Annotated in this window: 15 protein-coding genes; 7 read left to right on the top strand and 8 right to left on the bottom strand. The window is 35.9% G+C overall.

Features of this window, described 5'->3' with window-relative positions:
* Positions 1–172 precede the first annotated feature (172 nt).
* A complete protein-coding gene (locus tag MP478_RS19010; protein WP_257201339.1) occupies positions 173–673 on the bottom strand; it encodes a M15 family metallopeptidase in 501 nt (166 codons plus the stop codon).
* 256 nt (positions 674–929) lie between these two features.
* Here MP478_RS19010 and MP478_RS19005 point away from each other — a divergent pair, with 256 nt between their 5' ends.
* Together MP478_RS19005 and MP478_RS19000 are read left to right on the top strand one after the other, a co-directional pair.
* A complete protein-coding gene (locus MP478_RS19005; protein ID WP_257201338.1) occupies positions 930–2,513 on the top strand; it encodes a Na+/H+ antiporter in 1,584 nt (527 codons plus the stop codon).
* A 184-nt stretch (positions 2,514–2,697) separates the two neighbouring features.
* Entirely contained in the window at positions 2,698–3,969 is a 1,272-nt protein-coding gene (locus tag MP478_RS19000; RefSeq protein WP_257201337.1) for a Y-family DNA polymerase, read from the top strand.
* 58 nt (positions 3,970–4,027) lie between these two features.
* On the opposite strand, the gene MP478_RS18995 is transcribed toward MP478_RS19000, so the two are convergent.
* Together MP478_RS18995 and MP478_RS18990 are read right to left on the bottom strand one after the other, a co-directional pair.
* On the bottom strand, positions 4,028–4,639 hold the full coding sequence (locus tag MP478_RS18995; protein WP_257201336.1) for a YdeI family protein: 612 nt from the start codon (positions 4,637–4,639) through the stop codon (positions 4,028–4,030).
* A 3-nt stretch (positions 4,640–4,642) separates the two neighbouring features.
* Entirely contained in the window at positions 4,643–5,776 is a 1,134-nt protein-coding gene (locus MP478_RS18990) for a serine hydrolase (protein WP_257201335.1), read from the bottom strand.
* 99 nt (positions 5,777–5,875) lie between these two features.
* On the opposite strand from MP478_RS18990, the gene MP478_RS18985 reads away from it, so the two are divergent.
* On the top strand, positions 5,876–7,189 hold the full coding sequence (locus MP478_RS18985) for a M48 family metallopeptidase (RefSeq protein WP_257190294.1): 1,314 nt from the start codon (positions 5,876–5,878) through the stop codon (positions 7,187–7,189).
* A gap of 21 nt (positions 7,190–7,210) precedes the next feature.
* Here MP478_RS18985 and MP478_RS18980 read toward each other — a convergent pair whose 3' ends face one another.
* From MP478_RS18980 to MP478_RS18970, 3 genes are all read right to left on the bottom strand, one after another.
* On the bottom strand, positions 7,211–8,743 hold the full coding sequence (locus MP478_RS18980) for a hypothetical protein (RefSeq protein ID WP_257201334.1): 1,533 nt from the start codon (positions 8,741–8,743) through the stop codon (positions 7,211–7,213).
* Between the two features lie 103 nt (positions 8,744–8,846).
* Complete coding sequence (locus MP478_RS18975; protein WP_257190296.1) at positions 8,847–9,668, bottom strand: hypothetical protein; 822 nt, start codon at positions 9,666–9,668, stop codon at positions 8,847–8,849.
* 109 nt (positions 9,669–9,777) lie between these two features.
* On the bottom strand, positions 9,778–11,319 hold the full coding sequence (locus tag MP478_RS18970) for a glycine--tRNA ligase (protein WP_257201333.1): 1,542 nt from the start codon (positions 11,317–11,319) through the stop codon (positions 9,778–9,780).
* Between the two features lie 252 nt (positions 11,320–11,571).
* On the opposite strand from MP478_RS18970, the gene MP478_RS18965 reads away from it, so the two are divergent.
* Together MP478_RS18965 and MP478_RS18960 are read left to right on the top strand one after the other, a co-directional pair.
* Entirely contained in the window at positions 11,572–12,267 is a 696-nt protein-coding gene (locus MP478_RS18965; RefSeq protein ID WP_257190298.1) for a pseudouridine synthase, read from the top strand.
* 432 nt (positions 12,268–12,699) lie between these two features.
* Positions 12,700–13,737, top strand: coding sequence for a quinone-dependent dihydroorotate dehydrogenase (locus MP478_RS18960; RefSeq protein WP_257201332.1), 1,038 nt, complete (start codon positions 12,700–12,702; stop codon positions 13,735–13,737).
* 48 nt (positions 13,738–13,785) lie between these two features.
* Here the strand turns inward: MP478_RS18960 and MP478_RS18955 are convergent, their stop codons facing one another.
* Positions 13,786–14,604, bottom strand: a complete 819-nt coding sequence (locus tag MP478_RS18955; protein WP_257201331.1) for a hypothetical protein — start codon at positions 14,602–14,604, stop codon at positions 13,786–13,788.
* Positions 14,605–14,696: 92 nt separating this feature from the next.
* Positions 14,697–15,941 (bottom strand): DUF445 domain-containing protein, encoded by a 1,245-nt coding sequence (locus MP478_RS18950; protein ID WP_257190301.1) that lies wholly within the window; start codon positions 15,939–15,941, stop codon positions 14,697–14,699.
* 261 nt (positions 15,942–16,202) lie between these two features.
* Here MP478_RS18950 and msrB point away from each other — a divergent pair, with 261 nt between their 5' ends.
* Positions 16,203–16,643 carry a peptide-methionine (R)-S-oxide reductase MsrB gene (gene msrB, locus MP478_RS18945; RefSeq protein ID WP_257201330.1) on the top strand — a complete coding sequence of 147 codons (441 nt, stop codon included), beginning with the start codon at positions 16,203–16,205 and terminating at the stop codon, positions 16,641–16,643.
* A gap of 65 nt (positions 16,644–16,708) precedes the next feature.
* Complete coding sequence (locus MP478_RS18940; RefSeq protein ID WP_257201329.1) at positions 16,709–18,007, top strand: Fic family protein; 1,299 nt, start codon at positions 16,709–16,711, stop codon at positions 18,005–18,007.
* Positions 18,008–18,118 lie beyond the last annotated feature (111 nt).

Genomic DNA, 18,118 nt, shown 5'->3' with positions numbered 1-18,118 from the left:
TTTTAAAGGGACATATGCAATTTTAAATCTATAGAATCCTTTATTTACTGGGAAAATTGAGATTCTGTATTTAGGTTTTTCATTGCTTTTTTAGTTGTTTTCTTGTCAGGTAAAGGTAGGCGGGGGAAGCGACAGAACATGTCGTATTATAATTATTTTAAATAAAAGACAATTAAAATAGGATATAATTCTGTTGATCTCTGGGCATTTTTAAAAGGGTTTTCCAATTGATTTTAATAAGGTCTTTCCCTGAAGGGATATTCTTTTTCTCAAAGTGGGGAAGGTCTTTGAATGTTTTCCAGTTTCCACCCCAATCCCAGCCGTGTCTGGCAAATATTTTTACACATTCATACCAGTCGGCAACCTGATCATTATCCCAGTCTTTTGCAGTATCCCAGCTTACGGTTTTTCCATCAGTAATCAGACAGATATCTACAGCAAGACCATAATTATGAATACTTTGCCCGGCTTTGGCATTAGTTACTTTTTTTCCTGAAGTAAGCCTTCCAATGGCATAAAGCCTTTCCTGTTCTTCAAAAGACCTCAGACCCTGGGTGATCCTTATTTTTGCTCTTCCGGTAAGTGCTTTGTCACATTCTTTAATGATCTGCTTTACTTCATCCCTGATCAGTGGGTGAAGTGTCTGGATTCTTTCTGATGTTACTTTGTCCATATTTTTTACTATTATAGAGCAAAGGTATAGGACGGAAGCGACGAAACTTGACGTGTTTTAATTGATTTTTTACTATTTTAAATCTCCTTCTTTATGAGAAAAGATACTGTTGGGATATTATTATACAACTTCTCATTAAGTTTTGATAAGGTTGAAAAAATGGCTCCGAAAATGCAGATTGATTGTATATTTGTAAGAATTGTCTTCAGATAATAATGAAGATAACAGATGGAAAATTAAAAAAAACACAATATCAATGCACACCGTTTTACCCTTTTTATTGGCGATGATAGCCGCTATTGTATTATTAAATATGTGGGCTGTTAAATTAAAAATTGCTTATCCTATCTTACTGGTTGTATTTGGACTTCTTGTCAGTTTTATACCCGGTTTACCTGCTGTAAAGATCAATCCGGATCTTATTTTTTTTATATTCTTACCACCACTGTTATTTGAAGCCGCCTGGTCAATTTCCTTTAAAGAAATGAAGAGATGGTGGCGGATTATTGGAAGCTTTGCTTTCCTTGTGGTATTTTTTACCGCATTTTCAGTGGCCATTGCTGCCAATTATTTTATTCCGGGATTTACTATTGCTCTGGGATTCTTACTGGGAGGTATAGTGTCTCCGCCAGATGCCGTAAGTACAGGTGCCATTATGAAATTTGTGAAGATTCCCAATACAACGTCAGCTATTCTGGAAGGAGAAAGTTTACTTAATGATGCTTCTTCACTTATTATTTTCCGTTTTGCATTAATCGCTGTAGGAACCGGACAATTTGTATGGCAGGATGCTTCTTTAGATTTCTTATGGATGATGATTGGAGGATCAGGAATTGGATTATTACTGGGCTGGATTTTTGTACAAGCCCACAAACGTCTTCCTACGGAGGCTTCTTCAGATATTGCACTCACCTTAATTGAACCTTACTTAATGTATTGGGTAGCCGAACAGTTTCATAGCTCCGGAGTATTGGCTGTGGTATGTGGTGGATTATATATGTCAGGTAAAAGATTGATATTTTTAAACAGTACCAGCCGTATAAGAGGATATAGCGTCTGGGAAAGTTTTGTATTTATTCTGAATGGGATTGTATTTTTAATTATCGGATTGGAGCTTCCGGAAATTGTAGGTGGGCTGCGTTCCGAAGGAATCGCCTTAAAGACTGCTATTAATTATGGAGTATTAGTAACCGTCACTCTTATCGCTGCCAGAATAATAAGCTCCTATGCCGCAATGATTGCCACGATTATTTTTCGCCCTTCTGTAACTCCCAGGGCATCTTCCACGGGAAGGCGCCTGATGATGCCTCTTTTACTTGGATGGACGGGAATGAGGGGAGTAGTATCCCTGGCAGCAGCACTTGCTATTCCTATAAGTCTTGAAAATGGGACCCCTTTTCCAAACAGAAACCTTATATTATTTATCACTTTTGTAGTGATATTGCTTACCCTTCTGGTACAAGGACTTACATTGCCTTATTTTATAAAATATGGAAAGGTATTTGAGGATTTTATAGATGAAGAAAAAGAAGAGCTAGCCCGGAAGGAAGTCAAACAAAAATTAAGAGAACACGTTTATCATTTTCTTAAAAATAAGCATGAAAGTGAACTTCACAGTCATGCAGGAATAGAACGGCTGTTGAGACATTGGGAAGAAAAAAATAAAGCCAATGATGCAGACTGGATGAACGAAAAATTCAAAGCTGTTTTTATTGAAATGCTTGAAAGTCAAAGGCAGTTTCTCACAGAGCTTAACAAGGATATTTCGATTGATGAAGAAATCATTCGTCATCAGCTTTTCCAGCTTGATCTGGAAGAAGAACGTCTGAAAATGATCTAAGGCTAAATATGCAACGGATACTGTTTTTGAAGACCAAATTAAAGCGCTGATGCGACAAAACCTGTCGTATTATAAAAAATTAATTATTTAAAATACAGTATGTTAAAAGTGATGTTAATGTTTAACTGAAACTGATTTTATACTTTAAAAGTTATAATTTTGCAGTATATATTCACACTTCATCATGTATGCCCTCGTAGATTGCAATAACTTTTTTGTTTCCTGTGAAAGGACTTTAGACCCTTCCCTTGAAAACAAACCCGTTGTGGTTCTTTCCAATAACGATGGATGTGTGGTATCCCGGAGCAAAGAAGCAAAAGAGCTGGGAATTCCTATGGCAGCTCCTGCTTTTAAATATAAAGAACTCTTCCAGAAGTATGATGTGAAAAGCTTTTCGGCAAAATTTGAATTGTACAACTACAAAAGCCAGCAGGTGATCAATATTGCTAAATCTTACGTTATTGAATACGAAGTATACAGCATTGATGAGCTTTTCCTTGATCTGACAGGCTTTAAGTATATTGATATCCACGAATACTGCGATAACATCAGAAAAGAAATTGAAGAAAAAGAAAGTATTCCTGTAAGCATAGGAATTGCCCCCACCAAAACGTTGTGTAAGGTGGCCAACAGAATCGTTAAAGACTTTCCTGCTCAGTTTAAAGGGGTATATATTCTGGATACGCCTGAAAAAATTGAGAAAGCCCTGAAATGGCTCAATATAGGTGATGTATGGGGAATAGGAAGGAAGCTGGCTGTAAAAATGAATGACAATGGGGTTTACAAAGCTTGGGATCTTCTTCAGAAACCTGAAATGTGGATCCGCAAGATTATGGGGATTCATGGGGTAAGAATGCTTAACGAGCTGAAAGGAATCCGCCAGCTGGAACTGGATGCACCATCGCCGAAAAAATCTATAGCCGTTACCCGAAGCTTTATGGAAATGCTGACACAAAAAGAGGAGGTACGGGAAAGAGTAGAAACTTTTGGAATGTACTGTTCAGAAAGACTGCGGAAACAAAGCACATGCTGTAAAATGATCACCGTTTTTGTGCAGACCAATCGTTTCAGAAAAGATCTTCCCGAATATAGAAATGCAGTGACCCGGATCCTTTCCAATCCTACCAATTCCTCCATTATAATAGGAAGAGTGGTGAACGAGCTTTTTGAATCAATTTATAAAGATGGTTTTCATTATAAAAGAGCCGGCGTTATGGTCAATGATTTTGTTCCCGAAGATCAAAGACAGATTGGTCTTTTTGAAGAAGATACCCAAAACCAACACCTTCCTGTAATGAAAGCCATGGATGCTATGAACAGGAAGTTTGGAAAAGATAAAGTGCGTCTTGGAAGTATGAGCGGCGAAAATACCTTTGGCCGGGCACAGCTGTCCCCTGAATATGAAGCTTTCTTAAAGAAAAATACACTTCCTGAAGCTAATTTTAGGTTTCATTAGTCTTTATTCCTGTCTTATGTTTAAATGTCTTGAAAATTCTGTTTCTTTCCCGAAGTCTCTACTTCCTCTCATATTTCCAATTCCGCCCTTTCCCTTCTGCAATCCATTCCAGGGCCTGTTCCATCCTTTTATTCCGGGTGGCTTCAGTTTTAGCTTCAGTGATCCAGGTGATGTATTCTTTTCTGAAGGACGGTGAAGCTTTCTCAAAGACGTCCAATGCTTTTGCATTAGCGTGTAAAGCATCATGAAAATATTCCGGAACCTCCATTTCTGTTTTAGAAGGAGCTGCTTTCTTCATGGTAACTCCCATGTCCGTAAGCTCCATAGCCTCTTTAATGGCTTTTTTAAGTTGAAGTTTTGAAGGAAGATCTTCCATTTTGGTGATCTTGCCCAAGCTGAACATCGAACTCTTTTCGGCTGTAGTTTCTATTTCCTTTAAAGTTTTCATTTCCTGGTGTAGCCAGAACCCAAGACTGCAATAGTGCTTAAAAGAAGTAATAGAGCAGAGAATCTTTCCTTTATACATAAAGGTGGGAAACTTCCATTTGATAGCTTCTTCTGCATCAGGGCAGGCTTCATGAATTATTTCACGAAGATAAATTAAGACAGGTTGAGTAAAATCCGGAGATTTATCGATATATTCATCAACTTTGATGCTGTATTTTTCCATGTTTTATTGAAATAATTGTACGGTTTCATTCACCAGGAACCCTACCTGGTCCGGCCTTCCTCTGTCATTTTTAGGGCTGTTGAAGTAGCTTCCCGTTCTTACAATGACCATATTATATTCAGGGATCATAATGATATACTGCCCCTGAAGTCCCAGAAAATAATAATGTTTGATTGGGTTGTCGTGATTGATCCAAAGGCCCATTCCGTAAATGTTTTCAGACTTTTCTGTAGGAGTTCTCATGTGTTCAATAAAATCTGTATTAAGAATCTGCTGATCCCCAACTTTGCCATCATTCAGAAATAGCTGTCCCAGTTTGGCAAAGTCTCTCGCATTGGAGTGGATGCAGCAGTATGCTTTTTCTATTCCGTGGTTGTCTGTGCTCCATTTGGCATTTTGTTCCATGCCCAACGGAATCCAGAATTTTTCAGAGAGGTAGCTTGCCAGAGGCTTTCCTAATGCTTTTCTTACCGCAAAACCCAGAAGCTGTGTAGATCCGCTTTGGTATTCAAACCTTGTTCCCGGCTCTTCTTTAAAATTTCTTGTGAGCACGGCTTTTACAAGATTTTTCCCGTAATAGGCTTTAGCGTTGGGAAGGAAAGGATTATTGTAATTCTCATCCCAGTCGAGTCCGGCTTCCATTTGAGCCAGATTTTTAAGTGTGACTGTATTTCCGAATGTTTTCTCTTTGAGTTCAGGATAAAATTCTGAAATTTTTTCATCAATACTTCCTATAATACCTTCTTCCAGAGCTTTTCCCAGAAGCATTACCGTAACGGCTTTTGCCATAGAGAAAGAGTTGGTTTGTGAAAGCTGATTATAGCCGGCCCAATACTGCTCGTGCAGAATTTTACCATTTCGGATTACCACAAAAGCAGCCGTTTTAGACGCTTTTAAATTATCAATTAAATGCTTCGGTAATTCCTTTTGGTTGTAACCGGAATCTTCTTCCCAGAGCTCGGGTGCTTCAGTATCAATAGGGTTGCTGGGGAAAAGATCTCCGTCATCAATATAGGCGCTTGATTTTCCTTTAAGGTAGGTTTTGGAAATACCACTAAACAAATAATCATATCCCAAAAAATAAGCTGCCACAGCACCTGCTGCCGCTCCACCTATCATATACTTTAATATTCTCATATTCACGTGAATCGGTCTCTAACAAATTTAAAATAATTTAGTTAGAAAAATGAAAATGAATGGTCAAATAAGCTATTTTTGTTTTATTGATGAAAAAATATGATCAGAAAACTTATTGTATCGATGGGCTTCCTATTTTCGATAATGGGAATGGCACAAGCTTATAAAGCGATAGACACAGCAGATTATTTACAGAGAAAAGAATTTTTGAAGGGTTTTGCCGGGAATAACGAATCTACCATTAAAAGATTAAAATCACAGTATTCCGGGAAAACAGGTTCAGCGTTATCTAAGATTTATAATGAATTTGAAACAGACTTTGAAAAGCAGGTGAAGAATAAAGACTTCATCTTTAAATCTGAATTTGAAACCAGTATACAGTCCCTGATTCAGCGCCTTAAAAAGAATAATCCCCAGATTCCCCAAGATCTGAAAATTTTAATAGCAAGAGATAATACCCCTAATGCTTACTGTCTTCCAGATGGAACTTTTGTTATTAATATGGGACTTTACAGCTGGTTTAAAAATGAAGAACAGATTGCAGCAGTGATCTCACATGAATTGGGGCACAAAATACAGGAGCATTCCCTGAAATCTTTTTTAAAGCTTATTGAGCAGGATAAACTTGATAAAATTACAGTTCAGGATATAAAGGCCACCACTTCCAGCCGCAGCCAAAGTCAGAACCAGAAAGCTTTTGATATTTTGAAAAACAAAGTCTACAAAAAAGGAGTAGAAAGAAGGCAGCAGGAAATGCAGGCAGATTCTTTGGGATATATCATTTTTAAAAACAGTAATTTTAAGAAGTCCGAATTTGTGAATGCACTTCAGAGATTGCAGGATTTTGATACCATTTCACCAAGGGAACTTAAGATGGAAACATATAAAAAACTTTTTAATCTTCCAAAGCAGACTTTCAATGATAAGTGGATGAAAAAAGAAGACTTTTCGCTATACAATTATAATTTTTATAAAGAAAAACTGGATAAAGATTCTCTGGCCTCCCATCCTGAAATGTCGAGAAGAATAACTATGCTGAAAAAAACGTTTACAGAACTTACAGCTTTAGATCCATCGGGAGACCCTGCCGATTCTTTTATTGCGTTAAAGAAAACAGCGAGGGCGGAAGTCTTGCCCAATTATTTTCATGCAGAAGACTACGGTGTAGGGATTTATGTAGCCATGCAGTTTTTACAGGATAGTGAAGAAGAAAAATATTATAAAAGCTGGCTGGGGAAATGTTTTTCTAAAATATATGAAGCCAGAAAAAATTATAATCTCAACAGATATTTAGATAGAGTAGATCCCAAAAACCAAAGTGAAAGCTATCAGCAGTTCCTGAGCTTTATGTGGAATCTGAGTCTGGATGAAATAAAAAATATTGCAGATTATTATCAAACAAAAGAATCCTGATGTCATCAGTATTCTTTTTATCTAGTAGTTCAGTTTTTCCAAACGGATTTTATTGAATTTCTCTTTTTCATTAAACTCACGAAGTAAAATATAACCTTCTTTTCCTACGTACGGGATTACCGTGTAATTATCTTTTTCTGAAATAGGAATGGTCTCCTGCTTAAACTTTCCGTCGATAATGGTGTTGATGAAAAGGTTCCATCTTTTCTGTCTCGTTACTTCGTCTTTTTGATAGTCGCGGTAGAAAAATACTACATCTTTCCCTCCATTGAGGTATTGTGAGAATAGATAATCATTGTTACTCCATTTTGTTTTTTCTTTTTCAAAAACTTTAAGATCTTTGATTTTAAAATCCTTATCAGTGTAAACATACACTAGATCTGTAGTTTTTGGAGCGTTATATTGCCCTGCAGGTTTATATTTTTCTGTAAGGATACCCACACTGCCATCACTCATAAAATATAAATCTTTAGTTTGAAGATAATATCCACTTTCTACAAACCCATGTCCATCAATTTTAGGGAGATAAGGCACAAAATCCGGTTTATAATCAAGTGTTTTTACACTAACGGTGAAGTCGGATTTATTAATCATTAATCTTGCAAATCCTGTATCATAGTCGTCGATCCCATAATTTCTGCCTGTTAATACTATTTTGTCATCAAAAGTTTTATCATTATCAATGGGACTGTAATTGGCGACAAAAGTATTTATATATTCAATAGTCTTGTCAGAAACTCCTGTGATGGGCTTACTCACAACCTCCTTTCCTGTTTTCATATCCAGCACAAGAAGGCTGAACGTTTTCTTCCTGTCATCTACTTTTTTCATGATGCAGTACATATAGTTGTCATCTTTTTCCAAAGGAGACAACGTAGAGAAAACCTTTTTGTCGCCATTGGTATTGTACTGATACTTCCATACTTCTTTTTTGTTTTCATTAAATTTCATCAGGCTATTGTTGTTCACATACTTTCCGTAATCTTTGTATTCAATAACAAAGTAGCCGCCTTCTTTTATTTCTCCCACCGCCGAAATGTAATTGTAGCCTTTTTCTTTTTTCTCTTCCCTATTTTCTTTACGCTGCTCTTTCCAGCTTTTAGGTTCGTTAATCTCTTTGAAACTTCTGTCTTCGAGATAATCATAATAAATTTTTCGGGTAATGGTATTGGTTTTCGGATCAATTATCATGGAAACAGGTGTAAATACTTCTCTGCTTTTTATCAGAGAATAATCGATCATGGAAGGTTTTAAGATAATCTGTCCTTTGAAGTCAACATAGCCCATATAGGAAGCCGCGGTAATATCTCCTTCGAATTCCTTATTGGCAACGGGGTTGAGGTTTTTGTCTAATACTACGTATTCAAATTTTTTGGTCTTGTCTCCGGATTTCCCATAAGAATATAGTGAAATATAGCCATAAAGATTATCTTTATCGTCAAACAGGGCATTCATGCCCACATGGTCTCCTGTGGCCAATGCTGTCAAATCCTGAGTTTGGGAAAATACTAATGTTTGGATGAGCCCAAACATTAAGAAAGTTATTTTTTTCATATTTGAATTTTTTGAGATCTAAAATAATAAATTAAGAGATAAGGTTGAAAATAAAAAAAGCCCTGAAATTATTCAAGGCTAAGTATGGTAATAAATAAGATCATTACTTGTTATACTCATAAAGATAAGTATGCTTATTGGTTCCCAAAGCAGAACTGGTATATGTCATAACCGATTTGGTAGGATAATCGGAACTGTTAAGCGTATGAACCCCGGTGGTTCCACGTGTTCCACTTACGGTTCCTGAATAACTTCCGTTGTAGCTTAACAGGTTATTGTAAGCCATTTCACCATCATCAAGCGAAAACATCTCCATTTTTACGAAACCTTTTACATTTTTCATAGGATGGTTATTGGAGTCATACATAAATGTGGCATTGTATGTAGTTCCATTGCTCGTATAGCTGGAAGAAGCTATATTCCCGTTAGAATTAAGATAAACATCTTTCTGAACGTATTGTATATTGGAATAAGTTCCTGTTGACGGATTATATGTAGCGGAGCTATACTTATTATACCTTACATGGTTATCGCTCAGGTACTGGTAGTTTTCTGTGTATACCAACGTTCCAGCCTGTTCTTTATCAGTCACTTTTTCAGAAGCAAGCCTTCCGTTAGAATAGGTAAATTCTCTCATGAATTTCATGACTCCATTCCTGAACAGTTCTGTTTTTACAATATTATCCCCGTCATAAGTGTATACTTCCTTTTCGTTGTCTGTAACGTCAAAAGCCTCAGTTATTTTATTTCCGTCGTACTTATATTCCACAACATAAGATTGCCCGTCTTGTGTAACTTCGGTAAATTTTTTTAAAAGATAAGGGGTATTGTCATTAGTATTGTTGTTGTCTTCCGGATTATCGTTGGATGAACTACAACTTACGATCACTGCCATAGCCAGTGATGAAATAATTAATTTCTTCATAGTTATTATTTTTTTAGCTTTAAAAGTTCTCCAAAAATAATAATTTCCGTAATATATTTATCTATTGTGTGTAAAAATAAAAAAGCCCTGAAAAATCAGGGCTCTTACATTATATTTTAGAAAGTAAATTTCTGAAGTTGGTTTTCTCATCAATGATCCTTCTCAGTTCAGAAACAGGAACTCTTTCCTGCTTCATCGTGTCTCTGTCTCTTATCGTTACAGTGTGATCCGTTAGAGAGTCATGATCAATGGTAATACAGTAAGGCGTACCAATCGCATCCTGTCTTCTGTATCGTTTTCCGATTGCATCTTTCTCTTCGTAGAATAAGTTGAAATCATACTTCAGGTCGTTGAAGATATTTTCTGCATACTCTGCCAAACCATCTTTCTTCATCAATGGAAGAATAGCTGCTTTAATTGGTGCTAAGGCTGGTGGTAAAGATAAGACCGTTCTCTCAGATCCATCTTCCAATACTTCATCTCTTAAGCAATGAGAGAAGATAGAAAGAAATAACCTGTCTAAACCTACCGAAGTTTCCACCACATAAGGAACATAGTTTTCGTTTCTTTCAGGATCAAAGAACTGAAGTTTTCTTCCTGAGAATTCTTCGTGAGCCTTTAAGTCGAAATCCGTTCTTGAGTGAATCCCTTCCAGTTCCTTAAATCCAAACGGGAAGTTGAACTCAATATCAGCCGCTGCATTCGCATAGTGAGCCAGTTTTTCATGATCATGGAATCTGTAATTGTCATTCCCTAATCCTAGAGCCAGGTGCCAGTTCAGACGTTTTTGCTTCCATTGTTCGTAGAACTCTAATTCAGTTCCGGGAGCAACGAAGAATTGCATTTCCATCTGTTCAAATTCACGCATTCTGAAGATAAACTGTCTGGCAACAATCTCATTTCTGAATGCCTTACCAATCTGTGCAATACCGAAGGGAAGTCTATGACGTGAAGTTTTCTGAACATTCAGGAAGTTCACAAAAATACCCTGAGCTGTTTCCGGTCTCAGGTAAAGGTCCATAGCACTGTCTGCGGAAGCACCAAGCTTGGTTCCGAACATTAAGTTGAACTGTCTTACTTCCGTCCAGTTTTTAGAACCTGTATCAGGATCAGCAATTTCAAGCTCTTCAATTAAAGATTTTACATCAGCAAGGTCTTCGTTTTCCAAAGACTTTGCCAGCCTTGAAAGAATAGCCTCTCTTTTTGCTCTGTATTCCAAAATTTTTGGATTGGTAGCTTCAAACTGAGCTTTATCGAAAGAATCACCAAATCTTTTCGCCGCCTTTTCGATTTCTTTATTCTCTTTATCTTCAATTTTAGCGCAGTAGTCTTCTACCAAAACATCTGCTCTGAAACGCTTCTTAGAATCTTTATTATCAATCAATGGATCATTGAAAGCGTCTACGTGGCCCGATGCCTTCCATGTAGTAGGGTGCATAAGGATTGCTGAATCAATACCCACAATATTTTCGTTAAGCTGTACCATAGCTTTCCACCAGTATTGTTTGATATTGTTTTTTAGTTCAGCCCCGTTCTGTCCATAATCATAAACAGCGGATAAACCATCATAGATCTCACTCGATGGAAAAATAAAACCATATTCTTTAGCGTGAGAAATCACTTTCTTGAAAACATCTTCTTGCTTTGCCATAATTTTTTTAACGTCTGATGTGCAAAAATATGAATTTGAATTCCAATTCCATGAAATTCAACAAAAAAAGCAGTAAATAAAAGTTCAAAAATTTACATTTTAATTCCTAGGAGCCGGGAACCTGCTTTCACTACTCGCTATTTTGTAGGAATTGGCGCGGCGGCAGAGCCGCCGCGCCAATTCCTACAAAATGAGCTCAAACATACCGCTTCAATCAGGGCTAGATCGGTCGAAAATTTCTATTTTTGTCCCATGTTAGAAATTCTTTATCGTGACGAACATATTATTGCCATCAACAAACCCAGCGGATTACTGGTTCATAAATCCTTCTATGCGGGAGAAGCTGATACTTACGCTATTCAGGAGCTGAAGAAACAGATTGGACAAAAAGTGTTTCCTGTACATCGTTTAGACCGGAAAACTTCAGGTGTTCTGCTGTTTACTTTAGATAAAGAGACCCTTAGAATCATGAGCGAGCAGTTTGCCTCACGCGAGGTGGAGAAGAAATATCTGGCAATTCTTCGTGGTTGGACAAAAGAAGAAGAAACAATTGATTATGATTTAGTTAATGAAAATGAAGTCAAGCAAAATGCAGTTACCTACTACCGTCGTTTGCAGACTTCGGAAATAGATTTACCCTTTTTAAAACATCAGACTTCGAGATATTCTTTGGTAGAAGCCATTCCTGAAACAGGAAGATTTCACCAGTTAAGAAAACATTTTAAGCATATTCTGCATCCTATTTTAGGTTGCCGTAAACATGGATGCAATAAACAGAATAAGTTGTGGCTTCAAACATTTGAGATTAGCAAAATGACGCTGCATGCCCATCAATTGATTTTTAATCATCCTATTTCTAATGACAGGATTACGGTAAATGCTACTATAGATGATGAGTTTGAAAGGGTAGGGAAGATTCTGAACTTTGATTTGAGCCCCTATTCTTAATTTAACCAGATATTTTAAACATTTTATAAAGGAATCTTCAGGATAGAGCCTTGCCAAGGTTTTAAACCTTGGCAAGGCTCCGTTACCACATCACCACAAAGTTTGCCATCCTGTAAGGATTTTAAGATTGTATTAGAAAATAGTATGGAAAGATCTAGGTCTGGATTCCTGCGGAATGACAAACTTTGTGGTTATTTCATCATGTTGGAATAAAAGACCGCAACCTTAGCCCCGATTGTAATGAAAATCCTTTTTTTGCAAAAAAAGATTGCAATGAAAAGCGGGAAATAGCTTCAGCTAAAAATTTTTATACAACTGTATCTTGCAAATGTTCCTGCTTTATAGATACTGTTTATCAGCTATTTTGATAAAAGGACATATGTTAATCCACGATTAATTTTAAAATGAGTAATTTTGTAAAACTTTTTTTCAATGTACAAATCGCTCATTCGTCCGATTCTTTTCAAATTTGATCCTGAAGAAGTGCATCACTTTACTTTTTCAATGCTCAGGAATTTTGGATTTCTCACCAAATTATTTCTCCCAAAACCTATTGAAGACAAACGTCTGGAAAGAGAAGTTTTCGGATTAAAATTTAAAAATCCTGTAGGACTGGCTGCCGGTTTTGATAAAAATGCTGTTTTATTCAATGAATTGGGAGACTTAGGTTTCGGTTTTGTGGAAATAGGAACTGTGACACCAAAAGCTCAGGCAGGAAATCCTAAGAAAAGATTATTCCGTCTTATTGAAGATGGCGGAATCATCAACAGAATGGGCTTCAACAATGAAGGGCTTCAGGCAGCAATCGAAAAATTAAAATCCAACAAAGGAAAAATAATTATCGGTGGAAACATCGGAAAAAACACCAATACAAATTCGGAAAACTATACACAGGATTATCTGGATTGTTTTGAAGGTCTCCATCCTCATGTAGACTATTTTGTACTGAATGTAAGCTGCCCGAATGTGGGAAGTCATGCCAAACTTGAAGATGTAGAATATCTGCGTGAGCTGATTACGGAAGTAAAGAAAATCAACCAGTCAAAATCTGTACAGAAGCCGATATTACTGAAAATTGCTCCGGACCTTAATCACACTCAGCTGGATGAAATTGTTGAGCTGATTGCTGAAACAAAAATAGATGGAGTAATCGTTTCCAATACCTCAGTAAACAGAGAAGGTCTGAAAACCTCTCCTGAAGTTTTAGAACAAATAGGAAATGGAGGTTTAAGTGGAAAACCAATTCGTGAGAGAAGTACAAAGATGATCAGATACCTCTCTGAAAAAAGCAACAGAGCTTTCCCTATCATTGGGGTGGGAGGAATACATTCTGCAAAAGATGCCATTGAAAAGTTGGATGCCGGAGCGAGCTTGATACAATTGTATACAGGGTTTATTTATGAAGGCCCACAACTGATCAATGATATCAATCAGGAACTGTTGAAGAGAGCAGGCCGACTGCCAAGATAAATATAAAAGAGAGTTTGAACAGCTCTCTTTTTTGTTTTTATATTTCCGTTACTTTGATTTGGAAACCGAAGCATTTTTTATATCCACGGTCAGAATATAAGGAGCAGCAGCATATGATTTTTTAACATTAAACTGTAATACATTGGGATCTTTGGTCTTTATCTTTTGTGTTTCTGATATTCCTTCCAGACAACTTTCAGTAAGGAATTCTTCATAGTTTTTATAATTCCAGTTCTTGGTAAAATACAAAACCCTGTATCCTTTTTCACCATCACTGGCTCCGCATATTCCGCAAAAATTAAAATTGGACAGGTTTTCAAAATAAAGCAACACCCTGTTTCCTGTACTATAAGAGGCTGTTGATAACAGTGTATTTCCTCCCAGCCGGTTCATAAAATCAAAAGTATTGAGTTTCTTATTGTCCGGAAGAAGTAAATAGTTATTATACCGGTAGATTGTCGGATTGCCGGTGTATAATTTAGCGGGTTGGGATTGCTTTCCCATATAAAAAGTTCCGGAAACATCCTGTTTAGTATCATTTTTTTCAAATAGCAATGCTTCTTTGGGCTTTAAAGTGCGGGCAATGCTGTCTGTTTTTTCTACTTTACGCGGAGAAGTGATCACTTTCCTTAATTCTTTTGCATACAGTGTATGCTTATTTCCAAAATTATAGAGATAAAGAGTTCCCAAATCATAAATTCCTGTAAGTGGAATTTTCTTTTGATATTTGTCATAATAGTACCAGCCTTCTACAAAATGCTGATACTGATTACAATCAACAATTCCTGTATAATTAAGCTGCATTGTAATAGGAACTCCCGAAATTGCTCCTTTGAAAACCTGGGAAGAATCTGTTATAGCTTTCAATTCAACTTTTTGACTCACACAAAAGATGAAAAAGGGTAGGAATACTGCGGTGCATATTTTTTTCATGGCTGGAAGATGGCGGATTTAATTTTTTAAATGAAAAAGTTGGCTACGGTATAGATAATCAACCCTACCAGGCCGCCCACTAAAGTTCCATTTACCCTGATAAACTGTAGATCCTTTCCTACTTCCAGTTCCATTTTTTCACTCAGTTCTTTTCCCTGCCAGTTTCCTACGGTTGTACTGATGAGGTTTCCAAATTGGTGGGTGTTTTTAAGAATATATTTATAAGCGGTGACACGAACCCAATGATCTATTTTATTCTGAAGGTTTTCATCAGTCTTTAAATTTTGTGAAAATTCATCCAGGTTTTTATACAGATAATTTTTCAGTGCTGACTGCTCTTCCTGAAGTTCTTTCATGAGTGTTTTCTTGATAGAAATCCAGATATCACTGGAATATTCATCCAGCTTATCATTTTTCAGAAGTCCGTTTTTGATGGTTTTAAACTCATCATCCCATTTCGGATCTTCTTTAAGATCAACAGAAAATTCATATATTTTTTGTGTGATTAATGCCCTTACTTCATGTTGGGAATTTTCTTCAATTTCCCTGAAAAAATCAGAAAGCCCATCTGTAATCTTGTCTGCTATTTTATTATCCACAAAAGAGGGAACAAATGAGTAGCTTCCCTGTTTTACCCGCTCTTTGATCATTTCATCATTTTCAATAATATAATCTTTAATCTGCTTAGAAAGATTGGTGATAATTCTCTGATGGTCGTTCTTTTCCAGGATATAATGAATTCCGTTTCCTACGACTTTGTTGAGCTTGATATCATCTGTCATGTCAGATACCTTCTTACTGATGAATTGACTTACCGTAGAATCATCAAGCTTATTAAGGATATCCAGTACGATATCTGAAATATTTCTGATCAGGATATTTTGGTTTTTTTCCTTACCCAGCCATTCGCCCACAAAGTTTGAGACCTTAATTTTTTGAATGTAGGGACGTATATTTTGAGGCGAAAGAAAATTACTGACCACAAAACTTCCCAGATTATCACCGAGCCTTTGTTTGCTGTTTTCAATCAGGTTGGTATGCGGAATCGGCAGCCCGAGTGGATGACGGAATAAAGCCGTTACAGCAAACCAATCTGCCAGTGCACCCACCATTGCCGCTTCAGCAAAAGCCCTGACATAGCCTATCCAATGAGAATGGTTAGATTTCTGTAAAATTGTGGTAATAATGAAAATAACGGCCATCAGAACAAATAATCCCGTGGCAAATGCCTTGTATTTCCTTAGCTGTTTTCTTTTTGCTTCGTCATTCATATTCTCAAATTTACTAAATTTGGCTATTAAACCATTTACTATTTAAACCACAATAGACACAAAATTTTTGTTTTTAAGACTTTTGAACACTTTAGTGGGTTGAGAATAATACCCTATTGACTTAAGTGTTTACATTTCCTATCACTTTTGTGGTTAAGATATGAGCAATTAAAATTGACGGTGAAATTTTTAGTTTCAATCATCATATTAACTTTTCTGCTGGGATGTAAGCAGAAACATCAACCTATTAAAATTACTTCTATGGAAAATAAAGAAGCAAAAAACAATCCATATTATTCAAGAACTGATACCACCAAACTGAGCATTTCCAATGAGGAATGGCGAAAAATTCTGGCTCCGGACCTGTATGCAATATCCAGAGAAGCCGCAACAGAAAGAGCTTTTACCGGAAAATATAATGAATTTGATGAAATAGGAGATTATTATTGCGCCGTTTGTGGAAACCACCTGTTTCGCTCTACATCAAAATTTGCAAGCAGCTGCGGATGGCCAAGTTTTTTTGAAGCAGACAAAGAAGGGGTGTATTACAAAAAAGATCAGACCTACGGAATGGAAAGGGTAGAGGTGCTTTGTAAACGATGTGATTCCCATCTGGGACATGTTTTTGATGACGGCCCAAAGCCTACCGGATTGAGGTATTGTATGAATTCTGTGAGTCTGGAATTTGTTGCTAATGAGTAAAAATTGCGAGATTTCGATAGAATATCGCAATTTTTATATATATTTGGTTTACTAATAATTAAGGTATGATAGAGAAAACTCCGCAATACATAGAAGATGCTGAAGCCTTGGAATTATCTATTAAAATTAGACTTTCTGGGGAAATGAAGAGAATTGATGATGATTATTTATATTGGGATAAAGTTAAATATTTATCAAAAGAAACAGAGCCTCAAAAGTATTGGAATGCTGTAAAATTTTATCGTAACCTTAGAACAAATAAAATAAAATTTGGGAAGTATTATTTTAAATACTTCTTGACAGAATATATACAAAAGTCATTGCACTTATTTGATTTAAATATAGGGGGGAGTTTAGGTAGTAACATTGGTATTGCAGAAACAGATAAAAATAAATTTGTTATTAGTTCTATTATGGAAGAAGCTATTGCAAGCAGTCAAATGGAAGGAGCTAATACAACTAGAAGGAAAGCAAAAGAGATTATTCAAAAAGAACTCAAACCAAGAACAAAATCTGAGCAAATGATTGTAAATAATTTTATAACTATGCGCCATATTGTTCAGAATAAGAACTTGGATCTAACAGTTGACAATTTACTTACAGTTCATCAATTGATTACTAATGGTACTCTTGAAAATGAAGAGGAAGAAGGAAACTTCAGAAAAAATGATGAAATTTTTGTCGCAAATTTTTCAAATGGAGATATTGTTCATATTCCTCCCGATCATAAAGAAGTTAATGAGTTAATTGCTGATTTATGCCTGTTTTTTAATAACGAAGGTGAAGATTTTATACATCCAATTATTAAAGGTATTATTATCCATTTTATGATTGGTTGGATTCATCCATTTAGTGATGGTAATGGAAGAACTGCACGTTCGGTTTTTTATTGGTATATGCTGAAAAGAGGTTATTGGCTTACAGAATATCTTTCAATATCTAGAATTATAAAAGATACAAAGAATCAATATGAGAGAGCTTATTTATACACAGAGAATGATGAAAATGATTTAACCTATTTCATTAATTATAATATTAAGACTATGGATAAGGCTTTTGTTGCTTTAAAAAATTATATAGGAGAAAAGCAAAGAGAAGTTATTCAGGCCTCAAAATTTTTAAGAATTCCAAATGTAAATGAAAGACAAGCCCAAATTCTTAAAATACTTAATGAAGATTCTGATAGGATCTTAAATGTTAAGGAAATAGAAAACCGTTTTAAAATCTCAAGTTTCACTGCAAGACAAGATCTGAATGGGTTAACAGAACTAGGTTTTCTTCAAATTATAAAAGTAAATAAAATTAAGAATAACTATATAAAATCGAAAGATTTTGATAAGATTTTAACTTCACATTCTTTATAAAAACAGCGAGATTCTATTAAAATCTCGCTGTTTTTATTAGGTTAAAGTTTCTTAAATTGCGTTAAACTTTTTGGATTTATAAGTGTCTGACAGTTATGTTTTTATAATTTT

This window comes from Chryseobacterium sp. WG14, from assembly GCF_024586945.1.
Taxonomy (GTDB): Bacteria; Bacteroidota; Bacteroidia; order Flavobacteriales; family Weeksellaceae; genus Chryseobacterium.
Note: the sequence above shows the minus strand (reverse complement) of the source record. Positions and strands in the feature narration are given on the sequence as shown.

Bases quoted from the DNA above. Each gene is read 5' to 3' on its own strand.
- MP478_RS18950 (WP_257190301.1), bottom strand. From the start codon at position 15,941: ATGAATGACGAAGCAAAAAGAAAACAGCTAAGGAAATACAAGGCATTT.
- MP478_RS19010 (WP_257201339.1), bottom strand. From the start codon at position 673: ATGGACAAAGTAACATCAGAAAGAATCCAGACACTTCACCCACTGATC.
- MP478_RS18940 (WP_257201329.1), top strand. From the start codon at position 16,709: ATGATAGAGAAAACTCCGCAATACATAGAAGATGCTGAAGCCTTGGAA.
- MP478_RS18965 (WP_257190298.1), top strand. From the start codon at position 11,572: ATGTTAGAAATTCTTTATCGTGACGAACATATTATTGCCATCAACAAA.
- msrB (WP_257201330.1), top strand. From the start codon at position 16,203: ATGGAAAATAAAGAAGCAAAAAACAATCCATATTATTCAAGAACTGAT.
- MP478_RS18975 (WP_257190296.1), bottom strand. From the start codon at position 9,668: ATGAAGAAATTAATTATTTCATCACTGGCTATGGCAGTGATCGTAAGT.
- MP478_RS18970 (WP_257201333.1), bottom strand. From the start codon at position 11,319: ATGGCAAAGCAAGAAGATGTTTTCAAGAAAGTGATTTCTCACGCTAAA.
- MP478_RS18985 (WP_257190294.1), top strand. From the start codon at position 5,876: ATGATCAGAAAACTTATTGTATCGATGGGCTTCCTATTTTCGATAATG.
- MP478_RS19005 (WP_257201338.1), top strand. From the start codon at position 930: ATGCACACCGTTTTACCCTTTTTATTGGCGATGATAGCCGCTATTGTA.
- MP478_RS18960 (WP_257201332.1), top strand. From the start codon at position 12,700: ATGTACAAATCGCTCATTCGTCCGATTCTTTTCAAATTTGATCCTGAA.
- MP478_RS18990 (WP_257201335.1), bottom strand. From the start codon at position 5,776: ATGAGAATATTAAAGTATATGATAGGTGGAGCGGCAGCAGGTGCTGTG.
- MP478_RS18980 (WP_257201334.1), bottom strand. From the start codon at position 8,743: ATGAAAAAAATAACTTTCTTAATGTTTGGGCTCATCCAAACATTAGTA.
- MP478_RS19000 (WP_257201337.1), top strand. From the start codon at position 2,698: ATGTATGCCCTCGTAGATTGCAATAACTTTTTTGTTTCCTGTGAAAGG.
- MP478_RS18995 (WP_257201336.1), bottom strand. From the start codon at position 4,639: ATGGAAAAATACAGCATCAAAGTTGATGAATATATCGATAAATCTCCG.